At 67.0% G+C, this 21,542-nt stretch carries 15 protein-coding genes; 4 read left to right on the top strand and 11 right to left on the bottom strand.

Annotated elements, in window-relative coordinates; all coding sequences use genetic code 11:
- Positions 1-220 precede the first annotated feature (220 nt).
- From AAF604_12070 to AAF604_12060, 3 genes are all read right to left on the bottom strand, one after another.
- Positions 221-988: a glucose 1-dehydrogenase gene (locus AAF604_12070; protein MEM7050392.1), complete on the bottom strand. Its 768-nt coding sequence runs from the start codon at positions 986-988 to the stop codon at positions 221-223.
- Between the two features lie 42 nt (positions 989-1,030).
- Entirely contained in the window at positions 1,031-1,591 is a 561-nt protein-coding gene (locus AAF604_12065) for a TetR/AcrR family transcriptional regulator (protein MEM7050391.1), read from the bottom strand.
- Between the two features lie 89 nt (positions 1,592-1,680).
- Positions 1,681-2,973, bottom strand: a complete 1,293-nt coding sequence (locus tag AAF604_12060; GenBank protein ID MEM7050390.1) for a hypothetical protein — start codon at positions 2,971-2,973, stop codon at positions 1,681-1,683.
- Positions 2,974-3,452: 479 nt separating this feature from the next.
- Here AAF604_12060 and AAF604_12055 point away from each other — a divergent pair, with 479 nt between their 5' ends.
- Entirely contained in the window at positions 3,453-3,983 is a 531-nt protein-coding gene (locus tag AAF604_12055; protein ID MEM7050389.1) for a DUF2911 domain-containing protein, read from the top strand.
- Here AAF604_12055 and AAF604_12050 read toward each other — a convergent pair.
- The 4 genes from AAF604_12050 to AAF604_12035 form a co-directional block, all read right to left on the bottom strand.
- Complete coding sequence (locus AAF604_12050) at positions 3,980-8,428, bottom strand: efflux RND transporter permease subunit (GenBank protein ID MEM7050388.1); 4,449 nt, start codon at positions 8,426-8,428, stop codon at positions 3,980-3,982. The two genes, AAF604_12055 and AAF604_12050, sit on opposite strands and share 4 nt — an antisense overlap.
- Positions 8,425-9,540 (bottom strand): efflux RND transporter periplasmic adaptor subunit, encoded by a 1,116-nt coding sequence (locus tag AAF604_12045; GenBank protein MEM7050387.1) that lies wholly within the window; start codon positions 9,538-9,540, stop codon positions 8,425-8,427. Before AAF604_12045 ends, AAF604_12050 begins: the two co-directional genes overlap by 4 nt.
- Positions 9,541-9,565: 25 nt before the next feature.
- Positions 9,566-10,183, bottom strand: a complete 618-nt coding sequence (locus AAF604_12040; GenBank protein MEM7050386.1) for a TetR/AcrR family transcriptional regulator — start codon at positions 10,181-10,183, stop codon at positions 9,566-9,568.
- A 126-nt stretch (positions 10,184-10,309) separates the two neighbouring features.
- Complete coding sequence (locus tag AAF604_12035) at positions 10,310-11,077, bottom strand: lytic polysaccharide monooxygenase auxiliary activity family 9 protein (GenBank protein MEM7050385.1); 768 nt, start codon at positions 11,075-11,077, stop codon at positions 10,310-10,312.
- Between the two features lie 117 nt (positions 11,078-11,194).
- Between AAF604_12035 and AAF604_12030 the strand changes: the two genes are divergently transcribed.
- Positions 11,195-11,620: a hypothetical protein gene (locus tag AAF604_12030; protein ID MEM7050384.1), complete on the top strand. Its 426-nt coding sequence runs from the start codon at positions 11,195-11,197 to the stop codon at positions 11,618-11,620.
- Between the two features lie 173 nt (positions 11,621-11,793).
- Here the strand turns inward: AAF604_12030 and AAF604_12025 are convergent, their stop codons facing one another.
- The gene (locus AAF604_12025) at positions 11,794-12,249 is read right to left on the bottom strand and encodes a type II toxin-antitoxin system VapC family toxin (GenBank protein MEM7050383.1); all 456 of its coding nucleotides are present in this window, start codon (positions 12,247-12,249) and stop codon (positions 11,794-11,796) included.
- Complete coding sequence (locus AAF604_12020; protein ID MEM7050382.1) at positions 12,246-12,545, bottom strand: type II toxin-antitoxin system Phd/YefM family antitoxin; 300 nt, start codon at positions 12,543-12,545, stop codon at positions 12,246-12,248. Before AAF604_12020 ends, AAF604_12025 begins: the two co-directional genes overlap by 4 nt.
- A 91-nt stretch (positions 12,546-12,636) precedes the next feature.
- Between AAF604_12020 and AAF604_12015 the strand changes: the two genes are divergently transcribed.
- A complete protein-coding gene (locus tag AAF604_12015; protein MEM7050381.1) occupies positions 12,637-13,209 on the top strand; it encodes an ECF-type sigma factor in 573 nt (190 codons plus the stop codon).
- On the top strand, positions 13,206-15,800 hold the full coding sequence (locus AAF604_12010; GenBank protein ID MEM7050380.1) for a protein kinase: 2,595 nt from the start codon (positions 13,206-13,208) through the stop codon (positions 15,798-15,800). The genes AAF604_12015 and AAF604_12010 overlap by 4 nt, the downstream gene beginning before the upstream one ends.
- On the opposite strand, the gene AAF604_12005 is transcribed toward AAF604_12010, so the two are convergent.
- A complete protein-coding gene (locus AAF604_12005) occupies positions 15,797-16,147 on the bottom strand; it encodes a hypothetical protein (GenBank protein MEM7050379.1) in 351 nt (116 codons plus the stop codon). The genes AAF604_12010 and AAF604_12005 overlap by 4 nt on opposite strands.
- The gene (locus tag AAF604_12000; GenBank protein MEM7050378.1) at positions 16,144-21,417 is read right to left on the bottom strand and encodes an RHS repeat-associated core domain-containing protein; all 5,274 of its coding nucleotides are present in this window, start codon (positions 21,415-21,417) and stop codon (positions 16,144-16,146) included. The genes AAF604_12005 and AAF604_12000 overlap by 4 nt, the downstream gene beginning before the upstream one ends.
- Positions 21,418-21,542 lie beyond the last annotated feature (125 nt).

The following is a 21,542-nucleotide window of genomic DNA, read 5'->3' as shown; positions in this document are numbered from 1 at the left end:
TAGCAGGCTGCTGAAAAACTCTTGACTGGGAGCATCTTTGGTCTTCAAGAGCTTCCGAGCCCGAGGGGCGAGGCGGCGGCAAAGCCGCCGAGGACGGGGCCGCCCTGGATTGGGGTGAAGGCGCACGACATGTGCGTGCGGCTGAGGGGGGCGCCTTTAGCCCCCCTGAAACAGCCAGCAGGCGCTGAAAAAGCCGCAACGCGGCTTTTTCAGCAGCCTGCTAGCGGCCGGCCATCACGCCGCCGTCGACCGGCAGCACCGTGCCGGTGATCCAGGGCGCGCGATCCGAGGCCAGGAACAGGATGGCTTCGGCGACGTCGATCGGCTGGCCGTTGCGGCCCAGGGGGTGGAAGGCGTCGAAGGTCGGCAGCGTCGCCGCCACCTCCTCGTCGCTCATGAAGGTGTTGTAGACCGGCGTCTCGACCACGGCCGGAGCTACCGCATTGATGCGGATGTTCTCCGAGGCCAGCTCGATAGCGAGGTTCTTGACCAATTGATGGACGCCGGCATTGGCCGCCGAGTAGGCCGATGACGGGGTCGCTCCGACCGCCTGCAGCGCCCACATCGAGCCGGTATGGACGATCACGCCGCCACCGCGCCGCTGCATCGCCCGGGCCGCTTCCTGAGCCATGAAGAACTTGCCCTTCAAGATGATGTCAAGGAAGCGGTCGTAGTCCTCTTCGCTCAGGTCGAGGAAGGGCTTGGGCTCGAAAACCCCGGCGTTGTTGATCAGAATGTCGACGCCGCCGAAGTGTTCCTCGGCGGCCCGTACCAGGGCGCGAGCGGTCTGCGGCCGGGCAATGTCGCCGGTGACGGCGTGGACGCCCTCGCCGGTTGGGTCGATCTCGCGACGGGCCGCCTCAAGCTTGTCGCCGTTGCGCCCGTTGATCACCACGCGGGCACCGCGCTGAACCAGCTGCCGAGCGACTTCCTTGCCGATGCCGGATCCGCCTCCGGTGATGATGGCCGTCTTGCCAGAGAAATCCATAGCTGTCTCCCTTCTAGTTGGTAGGTTTTCGATGGAAATTTTTTAGCGCAGCCGTCCGAGCATCTGCTGGATGGCGGCATCGAAGCGCTCCACGTCTTCGGATGAACAGGCCTGGAGCTGGGCACCCTCGGCGAGGGCCAGGCAGGCCGCCGCTTCCGCCCTGGGATCGCCGACGTTGGCGATCGAGCCATCGTAACGACCGAGGCGGAAGATCTCCGCGAGCCAGTCCCTGCTGGCCCTGTCGAAAGCCGCGAGCTCGGCCAACACCTCTGTACTCAGACTATTGCGTCCGGCACTGAAGGCGACACAGAGACAGACCGTCTGGCCGCCGGAGAGTGCCTGGCGGTAGACCTCGAAGTACTCGGTGAGGCGGCGGCCCGCCGTCCGGTGACGCTGCGCGATTCCCTCGAGGGCTTGCGCGAAGCGGCTCCGGTAGCGTTTCACCAAGGCTAATGCGAGGTCCGCTTTGCTCGGGAAGTGGTGATGAATACTGGCCTTGCGAATGCCGACCTCGCGGGCCAGGTCGGCATAGCTGAAGGCATCGTAGCCGCGCATGCGAGCGAGCTTCTCGGCCGAGTCGAGGAGCGCAGTCTTCGTCTCCATTTCCCTACCTTATGGTAGGTAGGGAAGGGCCGTCAAGGCTCCGGACCCCGATTCGGGGTCCGGAACGGGACGGGCGGTGCCGCCTGCTCTCAGCGCTGGCTTTTCGGACAGGCGGCGCTGAGAGCTCCGCTCCCCGGGTCCTGTTGCGCCGAGCAGGCCGAAGCGTGCCAGAAGGTCAGATTCGAGAGGTCGAGGCCGACCAGACGCACCCTCCAGGTGCCTGCCGGAAGGGTATCCATGGGGGCGATGATGTCGGCGCGCTGAGCGTTGCCGGCATCGGGATCGAGGGTGCTGATGATGCGGAACTGCTCCCACTCGCCGTTGCCCGAGGGATTGTCGTTGCGGTAGACGTTGCCCAGGGGATCGATCAGCTCGTAGCGCACACAGCCGCGCCGGTCCGGATCCCCCGGCTCGCCCCGGCGGAAGAGGTCGAGGCGACTGTCGTCCCGCGGTGAGCCGGCCCCGATGGCGGTCTCTCCGTCGCCGGTGGGCAAGAAGGGGAAGCCGCTGTAGTCGCCCGGGGTGTCGAGATCGTCGCTGTCGGAGCAGGCCGGTAGCGTGACGTTGCTCGGCAGGCCGATCAAGGCATCGTTGCTGGTTCCGCGGTCGATGTCGCCATCGAAGATCTTCAAGCTGGTGCTGCGTGGTGGGACCTCGACAAAGAAGGACAGGGTCCCGTCGTAGGTGGTGGGGGCGTCGACGAAGCGCCGTGGGTCACTGCTCAGGATGTCGAGACCGGGGTAGAGAATGGCCGAGTCGTTGAAGGTATCCCGCAGGGCGGCGACCAGGGCGAAGTCTCGGAGTCGGAAGGCCGCGCCCCGGGAAACGGCGACCTTGACATTGCTTTCGAGGGCCTCGCCGCCGGCACAGCTGCCCTCGAGGGCGATCACCAGGTGATACTGAAACGGGCCCCCGGCGGTTTCCGCCAGCGGCGAGTTGAGGATGGTGGCGGACCACCAGTCGTTGTCGGGCATGGTGGTGGCGGAGCCACGCCAGTGGCTGCCGGCGAGGGGATTGGGAGCGTTGCCGTTCCACTGGGCGATCAGGTTTGCCGGATTGGTCGAGCCCTCGGCCAGCGGGTCGGCGAACAGGCTGAAGCGCAGGGCGCGGTCGCCGGCGTCCCAGTGGGCGAGGCCGCCGCCATCGCTGCCACCGGTCTCGCCGTCGAACAGACTGAGGGTGAAGTCGGGTTGGGAGCCGCGCACGGTGATGAACAGACTGGTGCTGCGTTTGCCGGAGTCGCTGGGCTCGCAGGTGAAGCCGAGAAAGCGGCCATCGTCGACCTTGGCAGAGGGGAAGACAGCATGGGGGGCGGGACCCATTTGAGCGTGGACCGGGGCGGTCAGGAAGAGGCTGGCGAGCAGCAGGCTGGCGGGTTTCATGGCGGTTCGTCTCTCCAACGGAAGCGACGGGCGGGCGGGGCCTCGGCCGCGTCGGGTGGCAACTCACAGGCAAGGTAAAAGCAATAAACCATCAACTTCGAATATACATTAATTTTATCTAATTATCCACTCCGGTCTTCATCGGCGGACTGGCGATCTATGCCGAAGATTTGCCCCGTCGGCTCGCGTCTCAAGCGATCCATCCCGAAGCCCAAGGCGGAAAATGGCTAGCCCGGCCTTCTCATGAGGATTCCTCGCGAGAGGCCTTGGGTTCTTGAAGATGCAAGGCATCCGTCGCTGCCACGCCGCCGCCGTACTCGCCGTACTGCGAGGAGAGCAGGCGACGGATAACGCAGCAGATTCCGGGACATATGGACTCGCAGCGGAAAGCTCGTGAGAAGGCCGGGCTAGAATCGGTGCGACAGGATCTTCGTAGCGCGCAGCGCGTGATTCATCCAACGAAACATCAGGAGGCGAAAATGACCCATCGCAAGACTTTGAAGGCCGTGTGCGCCCTGGCTGTTCTATTGCTACTGGCGGTTCCGGCGTTGGCCGAGCGTGGCGACGACACCAACCGCAAGAGCAAGAACGGCGCGGTCTCGGGCACCATCGACGGGGTGTCGGTGGCGGTTTCCTACGGCCGGCCGCAGGTCAAGGGACGCGAGATCTTCGGCGCCTTGGTGCCCTTCGGCAAGCTCTGGCGCACCGGCGCCGATGAGGCCACCACGGTGACCTTCGGCGGCGACGCCAAGGTCGAAGGCCAGGCCATTCCAGCGGGCACCTACTCCCTGTTCACGATTCCCGGGGCGGACTCCTGGACCCTGATCTTCAACAAGAAGGCCGAGCAGTGGGGCGGCTACGACTACGCCGAGAGCGAGGACGCCCTGCGAGTCGAGGTCAAGCCCGGCAAGGGTGACGCCGTCGAGACGATGGAGTTCGTCATCGAGGACGGCGCGGTAGTGCTGCGCTGGGATACGACGGCCGTGTCCTTCGGCGTGGCGGCCGGTTAGGGGATCGACCTTTCCTGGATCCTGGCTCGCCCTTCGAGTGGGCCAGGATCAGCCTTCGTGGCATCCTCCGGCGGACGGATCTCCCCCTCCTGGACCACCATCCCCGGATCTCCCACCGCCAGCCCCAACAGCACCCAGCCCCGTACTCGGTCGAGGCGTGCCAGCTCGAGATTGGTGCGCTGTTCGCGCAGCGCCGCTTCGGCGGCGAGGAGGTCATTGGTGGTGGAGCGGCCGGCGGCCTGGCGTTGGCGCTCGACGCGCAGTGTCTCTTCCGCCTGACCGACACCGGTGAGGGAGGTCGCTTCGGCGCCTTCGGCGATGCGGATGGTCGCCAGGGCTTCGCGCAGCTCGACATCGACCACCCGCTGGGCCTCGATCTTTTCCGCCGAGATCGCTCCCAGACGATTCTCGGCCGAGATCCGGCGTGGGCCGCGGGTGGCGCGGTCGAAGGGCGTCCAGCGTAGCTGCAGGCCGCCCTCGATCTGATCCTTGGGCTCGAAGGGGCTGCCGCTGTCCCAACTCCAGCGCCCGTAGACCTCGAGCCGGGGCAGGATCTCGGCGCGCACCGCCGAGGCGCTGCGGGCGGCGCTCTTCTCCTGCTCGAGGTAGGTCAGGTAGTCCGGCCGCAGCGCCAGGGCGGGATCGTAGAGGGACTCGAAGGTGGGCGCCGGCGGCAGCTCCGGGGGAGCTTTCCAGTCCGCCGTCGCCGGACCCTCGTGGTTGATCGCCTGACCCAGCCGGTAGGAGGCCACCCGCGCCTGCTCGGCGAGGGCGAGGCGGTCCTGCTCAGCCTCGGCGAGGGCGAGCTCGACCTTGAGGAGATCCGAGCGCAGAGCGCGGCCCTTGTCGACCCGCGCCGCGGTCTCCTCCCGGCGCTGCTCGAGACTGGCGATGAAGGCCTCCGTGACGGCCTGACGAGCCGCCACCTCGCGGGCGTCGACGAAGGCCAGGGCCGCCTGCGCCACCACCCGCTGGCCGATGCGGCGAGAGTCGTGCGCCACCGAGGCGGCGAAGGCTTGGGCCGCCGGTGTCAAGTGGCGCCGCTGGCGCAGATCGAGCAGCGGCTGGCGCAGCAGGAGCTGGGCGGTCTCGCTGTCGGCGGCGCCGAAGGCGAAGCTGCCGATCGGCGTTTCGAGGTCGAGGTCGCGATTGCGGGTGATGGCGGCCGCCGACACTTCGACCAGCGGCAGCCACCCCTCGCGGCGCTCCGCCTCGGCACTCCAGCCGGCGGCGGCGGCCTGGCGGAAGGCCGCTTCGGCCCCGGGCCGATCGAGGGCGAGGGTCATGGCCTGGTCGAGGGTGACTTCCTGGCCGGATTCTTGGCCGTGCGCCCACGGTGCAATCAGCACGAGCAGGAGGGCGCCGGCGGTGGCGGCGGCCGCTCCCGCGGGGGTGCCGCCGGTGGGCGAATCGGTGGCCCCGTCGGTGGTGGCCCGCTGCCCCGGCAGGCGGGTGAAGAGCAGCGTGTAGAGGGCCGGCACCACCAGCAGGGTGAGAAATGTCGAGGCGAGCAGCCCCGAGATCATGGCCCAGGACAGCGGCGGCCAAAGCGAAGTGGCGGAGAAGGCCAGCGGCAGCAGGCCGACGATGGTGGTGCCGGTGGTCAGCAAGATCGGCCGTGTGCGGCGTTCGACGGCGGATGCCAGGGCGGCGGTGATGGTGGCGCCCTCGCGTCGCCGTTTCTCGACCACGTCGATCAGCACGATGGCGTTGTTGACCACGATGCCGACCAGGGCGATGAGCCCGAGGAGCGAGGTGAAGCCGAAGGGCTGATTACCGATCAGCAGGCCGGGAATGACGCCGGCGGCGGCCAGTGGCACCGTCACCAGGATGATGCCGACGCGGCGGAAGGAGTTGAACTCGGCGAGCAGGATGCCGATCAGCAGCAGCAAACCGAGGGGAGCCATGCGCAGCAGGGCGGCGTTGGCGTCGCCGGAGCCTTCGCCTTCACCGCCGAGGGTCCACTCGACGCCGGCCGGCAGCTCGAGGGCCGCGAGCTGGGGCCGCAGCTCCGCCAGCACCTGATTGAAGGACGTGCCCTGGGTGAGCTGTGAGGTCACCGAGACGATGCGCCGGCCGTTGCGGTGGTAGATCGCTGCCGGTCGCCATTCGAGGTCGACGGCGGCCACCTGGGCCAAGGGGACGGAGTTGCCGTCGACGGTCGGCACCTGGATGCCGTCGAGGCTGTCGACGCTGAAGTCTTCGCCGGCCGAGGAGCGCAGCACGATGGGCACAGGATCGTCGCCGGCGCGGTACTGGCCGGCGGGTAGGCCGCGGGTGCGCCCGAAGAGGGTCTGGGCGATGTCCGTACGGCTGATGCCGCGGCGGCCGGCGGCTGCATCGTCGATGGTGACGTCGAGGGTCGGTGAGCCGAGGGAGAGGTCGTGGCGTACGTCGACGGTGCCGTCGAGGCGACGCAGGGCGGCGACGATCTCGCCGGTGGCGGCCTCCAGGTCGCGCAGACCTTCGCCGAAGATGCGCACCTCGATGGGCGCCTTCACCGGCGGTCCCTGCTCGAGCTTGCGGGCGGCGATCTCGACTCCGGGCATCTCCTGGCGCACGAAGCCGCGACTCCAGTCGAGCAGGATCTCGACGTCCTGCAGGGTGCGCGTCTCGACCACCAACTGGGAGAAATTGGGGGCCAGCGGTATGCGCGGCAGGTTGTAGTAGAACCGCGGTCCGCTACGACCCGCCAGGCTGGTGATCGAGGTCACCTCCGGACGGTCCAGCAGAGCACGCTCGAAGCGATGGGTGATGTCATCGGTGGCGCTCAGGTGGCTGCCCTCGGGCAGCTTGAGGTCGACGATGAACTGGTTGCGGTCCGAGTCCGGGAAGAACTGCTGGCCGACCCAGCGGCTTGAGTAGAAGGACAGGCCAACCACCACGATGGCCAGGATCACCACCCGCCAGGGATAGCGCACGGCGGTGTTGCCGAGGCCCTGGGCGAGGCGCTGCAGCCAGCGCGGCGTCTCCACCTGGCGCTGCTTGAGCAGCATCTGGGACAGCATCGGCGTCACCAGCACGGCGTAGAGATAGCTCATCGCCAGGGTCAGCATGACGAGCTGCGGAATGGCGCGGGTGAACATCGCCGTCGGGCCGGTCGCCGACAGCATTGGGACGAAGGCCGCCAGGGTGGTGCCGGTGGCGCCGGCCAGGGGCAGGGCGAGGGAGCGTACCGCCGCCGGTGCCGCCACCGAGGCCGGCTCGCCGCGGTCGAGGCGGTCTTGGACGTTCTCCGCCACCACAATGGCGTTGTCCACCAGCATGCCGAGGGCGATGACCAGGGCGGCGATCGAGATCTGATGGAGCTGGCCGCCGCCGAGGGCGTAGAGGGCGAGGGAAGAAAACACCACCAGCGGCACGATGGCCGTCACCACTGCTCCCAGTCGGGTGCCCATGGCACCGATCAGGAAGCTGGCGACGATCAGCATGGAGAGCATCAGGGAGCGGCTGAGGTCGGAGATGCGCCAGTCCACCCGGTCCGGCTGGAAAATCGCCTCGTGGATTTCGAGCGGCGCGACCTTCGGGCGAATCTCCTCGATCCGCTGGCGCACCGCGTTGCCAAAATCGACGACGTTGATCTTCGAGCGCGGTACCACCCCCACGCCCACCGCCGTCAGGCCGTTGAAGCGCATGCGGTTGGGGGTCGGCTCGCGGGGGCTGAAGCGCACCCGGGCGACCTCCGAGAGGGGCACGGCGGCACCGGAGGGCAGCACGACAGGGGTGGCGGCGATTTCCTCGATGCTGCGAAAGTCGCTGTGCGGACGCAGGGTGAGCTGCTGGCTGCCGACGCGCAGCGTGCCACCGGAGAGGATGTCGTTGCGCAGGCGGAGCTGGTGGGCGAGGTCGCGGGGGGTCAGGCCGAGGCGCTTGGCGGCGGCGTCGTCGAGCTCGACCGTGACCTGCTCTTCCGGGTCGCCGACGATCACCGCCCGGCTCACCAGGTCGAGATCGATCAGGGATTCCTTCAGCACCTCGGCGGCGTCGGCGAGGGCTTGCCGGTCGGTACTCCCGGTGAGGGCCAGCACGATCGACTCCTGGTCCGTGGTGTCGTCGTCGAAGCTCGGCTCGAGAACGCCATCGGGAAAGTCGCGGCGGGCCTCGGCGAGCACCTCACGGGTGTCGTCCCAGGCCTGCTCGATGTCGTCGACGGAGCCCGCCAGCTCGAGCTCGAAGATGGCGATCTCGGCCCGCGCGAAGGACTCGATCAAGGCCAAGTCGTCGACTTCGGCGAGTCTCTCCTCGAGGGGCTCGACCACCAGCCGCTCGACAGTGAGGGCGTCGGCGCCCGGGAAGGGCACCACGATCTGGGCCCAGAAGGCATCCATCTCGGGATCCTCCTGGCGCGGCATGGTCATCCAGGCGAGGGCACCGGCGAGGGCCAGGAGGGACACCGACGTCAGGATCATCCGACGCCGGGAGAGCAGGTCGCCGAGCAGGCTCACGGCATCACCTCGGCCTGCGCGGTGCCGGCCACCTCGACGGCTTCGCCAGCCCGCAGCGTCGCCTGGCCGGCGATGATCACCACATCGCCGGCGGCGAGCGGCGGCTGCGAGGCGACGATGACGGCGCGATCCGCGATCAGGCCGTCGACCTCGAGGGTGATGCGCTCGGCCGTCTCACCGCGGACCCGGAACAGGGAGGGGTTGCCGCCGCTGGGGTCGATCACCGCCGCCAGGGGAACGGTCAGGGCCTCCGGCGACGCCGCTTCGACGATCAGCTCGGCGGTAACCCCCGGCAGCACTCCGGGAGCCGCCGCCATGGAGACGCGCACCGGGAACAGGCCGCTGGCGTTGCTCGCCGTGCCGACGGAGGTCACCCGGCCCTCCACCCGGCGTCGCTGCAGCGGCAGCTCGACGGCGACGTCGGTGTCCGGCAGCAGATGCGGCAACAGGGTCTCGGGGGCTTCGGCTTCGAGCTCGATGGCGCCGTCGCCGCTCAGCTCGAGCACCGTCCGGCCGGGAACGGCGCGCTCGCCGGGCTCGATCTCCACCTGGCTCACGATGCCCGTGAAGGGGGCCCGCAGCACCGCCTCGCGCTGCTGCCGACGGGCCTCGTCGAGGCGCGCTTCGGCAGCGGCACGGCTGGCCTCGAGGGACGCCGACGAGGCGGTCACCTGCTCGAGTTCTTCACGGGTGGCGGCGCCGGCGGCGACCAGCTCTTCGCTACGAGTGCGGTCCCGCCGCAGCTGGGCCAGCCGCTCGTCGGCCTCCGTCAGGGAGGCTTCGGCGGCGCGCACCGCGAGGTCGAAGGGTGCCGGGTCGAGTCGCGCCAGCAGGTCGCCACGGGAGAAGCGGTCCCCCAGGTCGACGCGGCGCTCGAGCAACCGGCCGGCGGTTTCGAAGGCGACTCGGGCGCGGCGCTCGGCGCGGGTGGTGCCCGAGAGATGAATCGCCCGGCGGCTCTCGGTCGCTTCCACCGGCGCGACCCGAACGCGGGTGACGCCACTATCGGGACCGAGGGTGCGGGCCGGCACCGCTGGCGGGTTGGACAGGAAGATGGCAGCGACGACGGCGATGGCGAGAACGGTGAAGGGCACCAAAAGACGCAGTTTCATCGGGGCAAATCCTCGATCCAAAGAGTCAGGCGGGAGGGCGGGGGACCACACCCTCGAAGAAGATCTTCAAGACATCGGCGAGGTAGCGGTCGTCGTCGGCGGTGCCGGCGGGCTCGCAGCAGAGCGACCGCAAGTAGGGATCGCGGGCCTGGAACCAGTGCTCCGAGACCGCCAGGAAGACAAACAGGATGGAGTCGGCAGAGATGTCGGCGCGCAGCTCGCCGGCCTCTTGGGAGGCCTCGATGGCGCGCACGCCGGACTGCGACATCTCCTGGAACTGGGCCCCCGAGGCCTGATCGCGCTCGAGGTGCATCCACAGCATCAGGCGCACCAGCTCGGGGTTGTCCTGCAGAAACCGGAAGTAGAGCTCGAGGGACTGCTCGAGCAGTTGAGCGCTCGGCCCGGAGCTGGCGATCATTTCGAGCTGTTGCTCGGCGTAGCGCGAGAAGCGGCGCGCCTTGACCTCCGTCCAAAGGGCCTCTTTGGAGCCGAAGTGGTGGTGGATCAGGCTCTTCGTCACCTTGGCGTTCTTGGCGATGACGGAGGTGGCGGAGTCGGCGAAGCCCTTTTCCACGAAGACCGCCTCGGCGGCATCGAGAATGGCGGTGCGGGTGGCTTCCGGATCGCGTTTGGTGGCAGGCATGGGGTTCTTCAGGCTGGGAATGTCGAGACTAAACTGGCCGGCCGATCAATATCTAGGCAGTGCTAACTGGCCGGCCGGTCAATTATGCAGAGAGGGTCCGGCTTGTCAAGCCGGATTGGTGCTCCGTCACGGCGTCGTCGTCGACCACTCGGAGGTGTTGCCGGTCTCGAATCCACTGTCGAAGATCGGCCCCGCGGTGCTCAGCTCGACGTCGACACAGGCGTAGAAAGCCTCTGGGCTGTCGTCCCGTTGCCAGACGTGGAAGATCACATGGCGTCCGCTGCGCGGCGGCAGCGGGCAGACCATACGGTAGGCCTCGCCGACGCCGTCGATGTCCTCGAGGGTGGCGCCGAGCAGGTGACAGAACGGATCCACCGGGTCGGCGGGGTTGCCGGGCTCGTCGATGAGGTCGAGGTCTTCCCAGGTCAGCGGCGCGAGCGGATTCCATCCCGGCCGGGTGATGAAAAAGATCATGTCGAGGGTCGAGTGGGGGGCGGTGGCGCGGTAGATGAACTCGAAGGTGCCGTCGGGCCGAGGCGAGATGGCGGTGGTGCGCCAATCGTTGCGTGGCAGGTCCAGACCGGCATAGTCCGAGCCGCCGCCGCTGCACAGCTCGCCATCGGGCACCACCTGCTGATGCTGACCATTGGCGTTTGCCTGCAGCACCGCGGTCCAGTCGTAGAGAAACTGCGGGCTACCGGCCAGCGCCACGGCAGCGGCGCAGGCGGGATCCTGGGGGTTCTCCGGGTTGTCGGCGAATCGGCATTGGTAGATCCGGCTCGGTGGCGTGTGGATGGTGCCGTGGGCGAGCAGAACCTCGGCGGAGAGCAGCAGGACCCAGGCGGTCGACGCGAAGACCAAGCAATGGCGGAGTCGGGGGCGATCACAGGACATGGCACCTCCTTGCCTAGAATCATCAAATAGCTTCATTGCTCAGTATGCATACATTGTTTGTGACCACAATGGCTCGAATCATATCCGCATATTAAAATTACATGATATAATCACTATATGAAAAATAAGAGAAATATCCTCCTGGCCCTACTGCTCCTTTCCGGTCTCGCCGTTGCCGTTTCGTCTTTCGCCTCCGAAGCTTCTCTCGGCAATCAGCTCGAGGCGGGGGCTCCACTGCCGATCGCCGAGGTGGAAGAGGGGCCGTCTTCGGATGCCTTGCCGGCAGGGGGCGACGCTGAGAATGCCAAGGAGTCGCTTACGTTCGGAGAGCAGGCGGGATTCGAAGATGCCGCCTGGGGTTGCTCGGCGTGGATTCTGTGCGGCGGTCCTTCCGATCCTCTGCCTTACTTGGAATGCACGAGCACCACTGGCAACTGCAGTACGGGAACCGATCGGGTCTACTGCGGAGGATCGCAGTTCACCTGTGCCGACTGCTTGGCGACCAATCAGCTCTTCTGCGTCTTCCAAGCCGGTGGCTTCTAGGATTGAACGTGCCTCAGCACTTCAAGGACGGCTTGGTCGCGGCACCGACGGATGCTCCGCACCTTCGGCAACCCAAGACCTCTCACCGTTGAGGAGGCCGGGCCAAGTCGTTGGCGGGTTCCCTTGCCTGCGGCCCGGCTTCATTTCTGGACGACCGCTGAAGGTCCGAAGAGTCAGGACTCCGAGGAGGCCGGTTGGAGCCGCTGTCGGTCGATGACCCGGAAGCCCTCCCGGCGGGCGGCGGTGACGAGCCGCTCGTCGAGGCAAACGAATTCGAGGCTAGGCGGTTGTCCTTCTGCTGCCGCGAGCGCCGCTGCCAGTTGCAGCGAGTCCGCTGCTCGAAGGTCGTGAACTCGCAAGAAGCGTCGGGCGGCGGACTTCACAGCGTTGATCGGATCGATCTGGTACCAGCTCTTCGAGAGCTCCTCGAGATACTCGAAGACCGCCTGACAATCCGAGGTAGTCAGGTCCTGGGATCGCTCGAGGCGGGCGATCGCCGAAGCACACTCGATCTCGGAGCCCCACCACACGGCGATCTCGCGGCCGTCCGAAGCCAGCCGATCGAGTGAGGCGGTGGTTTCTTCTTCCACCAGGAGGGGAACCAGGGCAGAGCTGTCCCAGAACCTCATCGGGTGCTGCTGCGCTCGTCGAGCAGTGCTTGCAAGATGCTCCCTCCTCGCCTGGCCTGGGATCGGGCTTTGGGAGCTGCCCCCCGGGCGTTCGGAGAGCTCGGGCGCCGCAGGACCCCCAGCCGTTCGAGGCGTTCGATTCGACCCTGCGATGAGGACGAATCGTCGGTCACGGCCGAGATCAGGCGAGCCACCGGCCGGCCGCGATCGAGAATCAGAATCTCTTCCCCTTGGCGGACCTGATCGATCAGTGAGCTGAGTCCATTTTTGGTTTCAGTCAAGGTGGCTGTCTTCATCGAGCTAGAATAGCCAATATCGATTGGCTATTCAATGTCATGGTGTTCAGGCCCTGCCGAATCGCTTCAATGGCTGGTCTAAGATTCGGTTGTGGCTGACCGTCGGCGAGATCCCGTAACGAGCAGCGAATCCCCGCCGCGAGCGTCCGATGAGCTGTTCGCCGAAGCCCATGGCGAGCTGCGCAAGATCGCCAACCGTCATTTGCGGGGCGAGCGCAAGGACCACACCCTTCAGCCGACGGCGTTGGTCCACGAGGCCTACCTGCGGCTGGCGGCCAATGGGCACCGCTGGCCGAGCCGAGCCGTTTTCCTCGGCATCGCGTCGCGGGTGATGCGACAGGTTCTGGTCGACAGTGCTCGCGCTCACAAGGTCGAAAAGCGCGGTGGCGCTCAGCGCCGCCGGGTGACCCTGCGCACCGATCTCTCCAAGGCCCTGCCTTCGGAGGTCGAAATCCTCGATCTCGACCGCGCCCTCGATCGTCTCGAGGCACTCGATTCCCGCAAGGCGCGGGTCGTCGAGCTGCGGGTGTTCGGCGGCATGACCGTCGGCGAAGCGGCCGAAACCCTCGGCACCTCGAAAGCCACCATCGATCGCGAATGGCGCTCGGCCCGCGCCTGGCTCGGCCGCTTTCTGCTCGAAGGTGGCGGAGGCGAGCCGGCGTGAATCTCGAACGCTGGCGAACCATCGATCGCATCTTTTCGGAGGTGTTGGAGGTGGCGGCGGAGGAGCGCCACGACCGGCTGCTCGAGCTGACCCGCGACGATTCGACGCTGCGGCCCGAGGTCGAAGCGCTGCTGCGCGGCGAGGCCGAGGGGGCGGAGCTGCTGGAGCGCGTCGCCGAGCTGGCTTCGGCGAGCTCGCCACCGCTCCAGGAGGGAGATCGACTGGACCACTGGCGCATCGGTCCGCTGCTCGGCGCCGGCGGCAGCGGCGTGGTCTTCGAGGCGGAGCGCGTCGACCAGCGCTACGAGCGGCGGGTGGCGATCAAGGTCCTCCAGCACGCCTTGCTGACGGATGAGGCGATCGAGCGCTTTCGCCGCGAATGCCAGGTTCTGGCGCGCCTCGATCATTCCCACATCGCCCGTCTCGAGGACGCCGGCTCGACGGCCAGCGGATTGCCCTACCTGGTGCTGGAGCGAGTCGACGGTCTCCCCCTCGACCAGTGGTGCGAGCGCCACCGACCCACCCTCGACGAACGTCTGGTCTTGCTCCAGAAGGTGGCGAGCGGGGTGGCCTTCGCCCATCGCAACCTGGTGGTCCATCGCGATCTCAAGCCGAGCAATGTTCTGGTGACCGCCGACGGGCAGCCCAAGCTGCTCGACTTCGGCATCGCCCGGGTGCTCGCCGGAGGCCGCCGCGACTGGACCCGGCTGACCGTCACCCGTGGGCCGATGACGCCGCAGTTCGCCAGCCCCGAGCAGCTCCAGGGGCGCGAGGTGTCGACCGCCAGCGATGTCTACTCGCTGGGCCTCTTGCTCTACCAGTTGGTGACCGGCCGTCTGCCCTACATCTTGAACGACCTCGGGGACGAGACGGTGGCCCGCCTGGTCGCCGGTGACCTGGCGCTGCCGGCGCCGAGCAGCGCCGCCCGGGGCGCGGCGGAGGGTGCCATTCCCGCTGGCGCCCTGCGAGGCGACCTCGACACCATCATCCTCACCGCCCTCGAGGTCGATCCCGAGCGTCGTTTCCGGTCAGCTCAGGCCCTGGCAGACGAGATCGATCGCTTCCGTTCGGGGCTGCCCATCCTGGCGCGCGCTCCGAGCGTCGGCTATGTGCTGCGCCGTTTCGTGGGTCGCCATCGGCTGGGGGTGGCGGCGGGGGTCGCGATCGTCGCGGTGGCCACCGCGATGGTCGTCAGCTTGGTGCTCAGCTCGAGTCGCCTGCGCGCCCAGGAGGCCCATGCTCGGCGCACCGCCGGGACCGCCCAGGAGGTGACGGTCTTCCTGAGCGGGCTGTTCGAAGGTGCCGAGCCGGCGGTCCACCAGGGCCGCCACCTCAATGCCCGTGAGCTCCTCGATCGCGGCGCCGCGACCTTCGAGCAGCGCACCATCGACGACCCGGGAGTCCAGTCCGCCGTCGCCTCGGCGATCGGCAAGGCCTACCTGGAGCTCTCCGCTTTTCCCGAAGCGCGCTCCTTCTTGGAGCAGTCGCAGACCTGGCGTGAGACGGCCGGTACCCCCGTCACCCGGGCGGAGAACCTTCTCTTGCTGTCGCGACTCGACTTCGCGGAGTCCCACTTCGAGGCCGCCGAGCAGCAGGCCCGCCGGGCCCTCGATCTGCTCGCCGACTCGAAGAGTCACCAAGCGATGGTGGACGAGGGGCGGGTCCTCCTCGGGCGAGCCTTGATGGCGCGAGGAAAGCTCGATGCGGGCGAGGCCGAGCTGCGCTCCCTGCTCGCCGCCAGCGGCCGAAGCTCCTCGCTGGCCCCCGGGCTCGCCGGTTTGGTCGCCTTCGAGCTCGGCAGCGCGGCCTTCAAGCGCGGCCAGTTCGAAGTCGCCCGGGGGCAGCTGGCGCAGGCCGTCGACCGGCTGACGCTGGCCCATGGCGAGCTGCATCCGCAGATCTTCGAAGTGCAGCGCTTGCTCTTTCACGTCGAATCCACTCTCGATCCGGCGCAGGCTGCCGAGGAGCCGGCCAAGCTGCGCGCCCTCCTCGAGCGCCAGAAACGGGTCTACGGCGATGCCCACGAGCAGATGATGTGGACCCTCACGGATCTCGCCAGCTCCTACACCCTGCGCCACCAGGACGACCTCGCCGAGGGCCACTACCGCGAAGCCTTGGCGATGCAGGATGTGCTGCTCGCGGACGACCACATGGTGCTGGCGATCATCCACGCCGGGCTCGGCCACGTCGCCCGGCGGCGAGAGGACCTGGCGGTCGCCATCGACCATTTCGAGCGCTCCCTGGTCATCGCCGAGCGCTCCTTCGCCGCCGACTCCATCGACCTGGCCTACCCGCGCATGACCTTGGGCCATGCCCTGAGTCGCGCCGGCCGCTGTCGCGAGGCGGCGGACCTGCTCGAGGCTGCTCATCGGGCCTTCGACGCCGAACGCCGGGAGGGCGACTTCAGCCGTACCGAATCGCTGTGGGGTTGGGGCTACGCCCGCGACTGCCTGGGTGACGCCGAGGGCCGCGAGATGATGTGGCAGGCCCTCGATCAGGTGGAGAAGAGCACCTGGAAGGACAACGAGGGCCTGAAACACGAGGTCGCGGCGTGGGTGGAGCTCACCCCGCCGCGACCGGATTCTTTCTAGATCCTTCTCTTTAAGTCTCGGATCATCCTGGTGGCTTTACTGACACTGAGAGAACCCTCGAGAGCAGGGTTTGCAAGGGAGTGCAAGATTTCAAGGGCCTTTTGATCAGGGGTATCAATATCGTCCCTGCTTTCAATGGCGTTTGCCCAGTTCTCTACTTCGTTGGGAGTCAGATTTCCAGTCACGAACGAAGTCAGAACCGATTCGACAGCCACCGAGCCAAGACTCACCAACGGCTCCTTGCAATCCCAATCGAACCGACGCAGCTTGGCTTCTACAGCAGCCAAGGGTCGTCGGAGAGCCAGAAGGTCTTCAAGTACGGATTTGCGATCAAGCGTATCGCTCATTGGCTTACCAATCCTGTCAGTTTGTCTTTGATATGAACAATCTTTCCGGCAGGATCCAAGGTTGTCTTGGTGAATCCGACGGTCTCACCGGCGGCATTGATCTGCTTCTCGTATACGGCCTTTGAGCCTGGAACTCGCCCTGGCACTTCTGCCTTAAATGCCTTGCCGCCGCCGGGAAGGTCCCGAACAGTAGTCTTCTCTGCTCCTCGGGGGAGCTTCTTGTTGAACCTTGCAAGATTCTTGGCCTGCTCAGAATTTAGGGAGGGTTTGGGGACGTCAGTCTTCTTGGTTCCTCGCGAGAAAGCCCTTGCAATCCTTGCTCTGAAGCCTCTCACTGCCGCCCTTATTCCCGAGCCTGCCACAGCCCCCGCAACGACCTTTCCTGCGACGACTACCACCAATCCGGCGGCCCCTCCAGCCGCTCGGGCTTCGATGTTGTTTTGGTACTCCTGGGTGGTGATCTCGCCGCTCTGGAGCGCCCGAATGTCACGCTCAAGGGCCATGGCTAGGGAGGTCTCTCTCCCATCGGGGTCGACATACTTGACCGGATTGCCCTTGACGTACCCATAAAGATTCCAGCCATCCCGCGCCGGGTCGACGGAGGTGAAGCGCTTGAAAGGCACATGGTAGTAGCGCCCGAGCATGTAGTCGCTGCGGCCGTGGAGGTCGCGCTCGTGGCCGGTGAACTTCGAGTCGCGCTCGCCGGGGCCGGCACCGAAGAGCTTGATCTCGTCGCCGTAGGGGTAGAAGGCCGCTTCGTAGGTGCGCAGGCCGACGCCGTTGGTGTTGAGGCGGGTCGAGCCGAGGTGGTCACGGTGGAAGTAGCGCGCCACCGAGCCGGTGCCGATGGTGGCGAACAGGCCGTCCGGTCCATGGACGAGGTCTTGCTCGTGAACCCACTGCTCGCCCGGTGAGGTCGGGCCCTGGTAGGGGCCCCAACCGACCACCGAGAGGCGCCGGAGGGTCTTGCCGTTGCTGTCCCGCAGGTTCCAGTAGCGCCGGCCGGTGTCGCCCTCGAAGACCATCACGCGGTAGTTGCCGGGCCCGTAGAGGTAGATCGACTCGTGGGTTCCGGCCGAGTCCGTCAGCCGGAAGGCGGACTGCATGTTGAGGGCGTCGTACTCGATCTCCTGGGCCGGCGGGCTGCCGAGGCCTTTCTGGATCAGGTTGCCGGCGCCGTCGTAGTGGGAGTCGATCAGACCGCCGAAGCCGCGCACCCGGTTGTTGCCGTCGACGTTGAAGCGGGTCAGGGCGCCGCTGTCGCGGCGCACCGTCAACAGATTGTCGAAGGCGTCGTAGGTGTAGTCCTCCCGGCGCGTCGGGCCGGCTTTCAGGACCGTGCCCGAGAGCAGGCGACCGGCGAGATCGTAGGTGTAGCGATCGCTGCCGATGGCCCACGGATTGCCGGCGCCGTCGTAAAGGAACTGGCCGCTGTCGAACAGCAGACTGCGGCTGGTGCCGGGCTGCAGGTCTCCTTGGTAGGTGCGAATGCGATCGGCTCGCACCAAGCCCCGGGTACCTTGCCCGAAGGTGGTGTAGGAGCGATTGCCGTAGTCTGCCTGGGAGAGTTGCAGGTTGGGGTGGTAGAGATAGCTCGCCGACACCCCCGAGGTGGAGCTCACCGCCGTCGCCTCGCCGGCGGCATAGGTGAGCGAAACGTCGTGGGTCGGGCCCTGCAGGTCGCCGGCATCGTTGCAGTATTGCTGGCCGGTCTGCGGTGTCGTCACGCATCGCGGATAGCCGATGCCGGTGCGGCGGCCGGTTGCGTCATAGCTCCAGGTCTGGTCGAAGGTGGCGCCGAAGCGGGTCGGATCGCTCGTCGGCCGGTTCGGGAACCGGAGCTGTAGCCGCTTATGGCTCATCGCGCCGAGGCGCCCACCGTAGGTGTAGGTCTCGACGAACTGGAACGGCTCGATGTCGCGCGGCGGGTAGTTGTAGCGCGCCGCGGTCTTGATCTTGCCGCGGCTCAGGTCCGCCAGGCCGGTGCCGGTACCCCAGGTCTGAGAGGTGATCACTAGGCCACCTTCGCGGGTCTCGAGGAGGCGTCCGCCTGTGTCGTAGTGGTAGGTCAGGAGGTGCTGACCGTCGTGCCTCGAGCGCGGGTTGCCGAGGGCGTCCCGCACGTAGGTGACGCGTCCGTTCAAGCCGTTCGTTCCGACCTCGGGGAAGTCTTCCCATTGCAGCAAGCCGCGGTTGTCCCAACCGAAGTGGCGCACCTGGGTCGGGCTTCCCGGCGATACCAGGTCGGTACGCCGGATCTCCCAACGCTTGCCGTTCATGTCGTAGCGGCTGGCGGTGCGGAAGAGCGGGTTCGAGGATCGGATCTCCTGGCCCTGGGCGTTGTAGACGACGGAGTCCGTTTTGCGCGTGAAGGCGGTTTCGGAGGTGCGAACGTCGTAGGAGCGCAGCACTTCGCGCACGCCTCGGTACTCGACATCCTCGACGGTGAGGTCCGGTCGCACGATGCGGCGGGCGCGGCCGAAGGCATCGAAGTCCTGGTAGAGGGTCGCCCAGTCGCGGTCGACCGCGCCGGAGGCTTGCAGGGTGGTCTCCCGGGTCATGCGGCTCAGCACGTCGAACTCGAAGCGCCGCTCGGAGAGACCCCAGCTGGTTGAGCCGGTGGGGCGACGGAGGATCTCCCGGACCAGCCTGCCGCGATGGTCGAAGTCCTGCGTCACTTCGTCGAGGACGGCGGTACTTCCGGGAGCCCGCAACTGGACTTCGACGCTCGCCGTCTGGCCGGCGGGGTTGAGGTAATCCACCGAGGTCCAGGCTTGCCGCAGGTTCGGGCTCGGTTCGATCTCGACGACGCGGCCGAGGCGATCGAACTCGAGGTCGACCCACTGGCCCGTCGGGTCGTAGAGGCGGTTGGGCAGACCGGTGTTGCGGTCGATGCGCGCTTCATAGCTGTGGGGATAGCCCGGGACGAAGCTCTCCGAGAGGGCGAAATGGGAGTGCTCGTGGTGGGTTTCGAAGCGGGTACCGGCGGCGGCCGAGCCGTTCACCGAGCACAGGCTGGTTCCCAATCCTCCCTGGTCGCCGCCGGCGACCGTTTCCCGCGTCACCAGTCCGGTGGCGGGATCGACGTGGAGCTTGGTGACCAGGTCCTTGGGGCCCACGCCGGCGGGGTTGAGCAGTCGGCGGGTGCAGGTCAGCGACCCTTGGTCGTTGAACTGGTAGAGGGTGACGTAGGCCGGTCCGTCGACGCCGTTGGTCCGCGCTTTGACTTCTTGCCGGCTGTAGTCGGTGAGAATCCAGCGGTCGGACACTCCGGGCATGAAGGTCGAGGGAATGCCGAGATCGAAGTAGCCGGTGGTGGGGTTGGCGGTGAATCGCTGACCGGTCACCTCGTGGGTGGTCGAGGTCTTGATGCTGTGCTGGACGCCTTCGAAGTTGTCGCGCACGATGTCGACCCGGGCATTGCCGACACCGTCGATTTCCAGCGTCTGGCGCTCGATGTAGCGACCGCCGTCGTCATGGAAGACGGTGCGCTCGGCGGCGAGCACCGGGTTGGCGGCATAGCAAGAGGCGGGCTCCTGCAGCAGCCGGCTACGCTCACACTCCTGGCGGAACTCCATCTCGTAACGGACGTACTTCGAGCGCACCTTGCCGCAGGAGCCGTTGGGGACGCAGGCGAGGGTTTCCTGCGACAGGAAGCGATAGTTGTCGGGGCTGGTGCCGATGCGGGCGTCCTTGCGGAAGGGCAGGCCCGAGTCGGTCACCTGGGGCTGGTCGATGGGAGTCGTTGCTACCGGATCGAGCGGACCCTCGTAGAGATTGTTGTAGAAGACTTGGCGGGTGAAGCGGCCGTCGATCACCGGCTCTTTGACCTCGGTGCGGCGGTAGTCGTAGCGCTGGCAATCGAGACCCGCCGGCTGCGGCGAGCCCACCAGGTAGTCGCGATACTCCCAGCGGCCCTCCTGGGTGACGCCGTCCTCGCCGTAGGCGATCTTGCTGAGGATTCCGAAGCGGTTTTGATGAAAGGGCTCCGGCACGGCGGGCTCCGGGATCGGACGCAGGTAGGAGCAGCGGGTGGGGAAGGACCAGTTGCCGTAGCGATAGCCGGTCTTGCCCTGGCTCGGCGTGATCATGGTGTGGACCTTGCCGCTGAGCTTGCTGCAGCCGAGGGCCGACGGCGTGTAGGAGTCGAACTCGAAGCCCTGGCCTTCGGGAAAGTCGATGGCGCTGAGCATCGGCACTCGAATGCGGTGGTTGTCCGGCCCCAGGATGTTGCCGTCCTCGTCGGTGTTGTTGGGGCAGCCGCGGCTGATGCGCGGGTAGTCGTAGTGGAAGTTGTAGGTCGCGGTCTGGCCGCCGAAGGCCGCCAGATTGACGTCCGTCACCACCCGGCGCAGGTCGCCGATCTCGTCGCCTTCGAGGGTGCGCACCTGGTTGCCGATGGCGTCGCCGCGGCCCACCGAGGCGTCATCGATGGCGAAGTTGATGGTGTGCAGGCGTCCTACCCGATCGGTGATGGTCCAGGTCTCGACGGCGCCGCTGCCGGAGTAGGTGACTCGCACCCAGTTGCCGTAGGGATCGCGCATCTCGTGAAAGCGCCAGCAGGTCATGCCGGCACGGCCGCAGAGCAGCGTTCCGGCCCAGGCCGTGGTCTTGCGAAACACCGAGACCACGCCGTCCGGATGCTGCACTTCCATGGTGCTGGCGGAGATCGGCACCATGCGCAGCTGACTGCCGTCCTTCGAGTAGCGCACGCCGCCGGCGATGCCCGGCCGGCCCTCGAGACGATAGAGATGATGCGAGGCGCCGCTGGGAGAAACGTAGAGCCAGCGGCTGAGCTGGTCCGCTTGGCCATCGGTGGGATTGGGCCAGGCGTCCTTCTCGTACCACTCGGCCTGGGCCGGCGGATCGGGCGCGTAGAGCTTGCCAAAGTGCACCTCCCAGCCCAGGCCGGCGTTGCTCTGCGGGTTGGGGACGGCGAAGGTCACCGGCTTGTAGGTGCCGCAGTTCTGAGACGTCGGGCAGTCCAAGACGACGTGGTTCCAGTTGTCGGAGTTGTAGGTGGCGGCCAGGCGATATTTGAGAAGTGGCCCCACCGAATACTCCTGACCCAAGGGCACCGAAAGGTTGAGGTTGCCGTTGCTGGTGTTGATCGCCTCGACCCCGTCGGCGGTCAGAAACGGTTCGTTGCTGCGGAAGCCGCGCAGCGACTCGAGGGGGGACTGCTCGAGCTCGGCGGGGGTCTGGGCGCTGGCGGTCATCGGCGCCAGCAGAGCGGTCATTAGAAGAAGGGCGGTGCCGGTGGAGGCCATCGGCTTCCGCCGTTGGCGGCTGGTGGTTGTGGTTGCAGAGGTGGGGATGAGCTTTCGCCTAGCGGTAGGTCGTTGTGACGACCCGGAGTGATTCACGCAATCGGACATGGAAACTCCCTGGTTGT

The sequence above is a fragment of the Acidobacteriota bacterium genome, from assembly GCA_039028635.1.
GTDB lineage: Bacteria > Acidobacteriota > Thermoanaerobaculia > Multivoradales > JBCCEF01 > JBCCEF01.
Note: the sequence above shows the minus strand (reverse complement) of the source record. Positions and strands in the feature narration are given on the sequence as shown.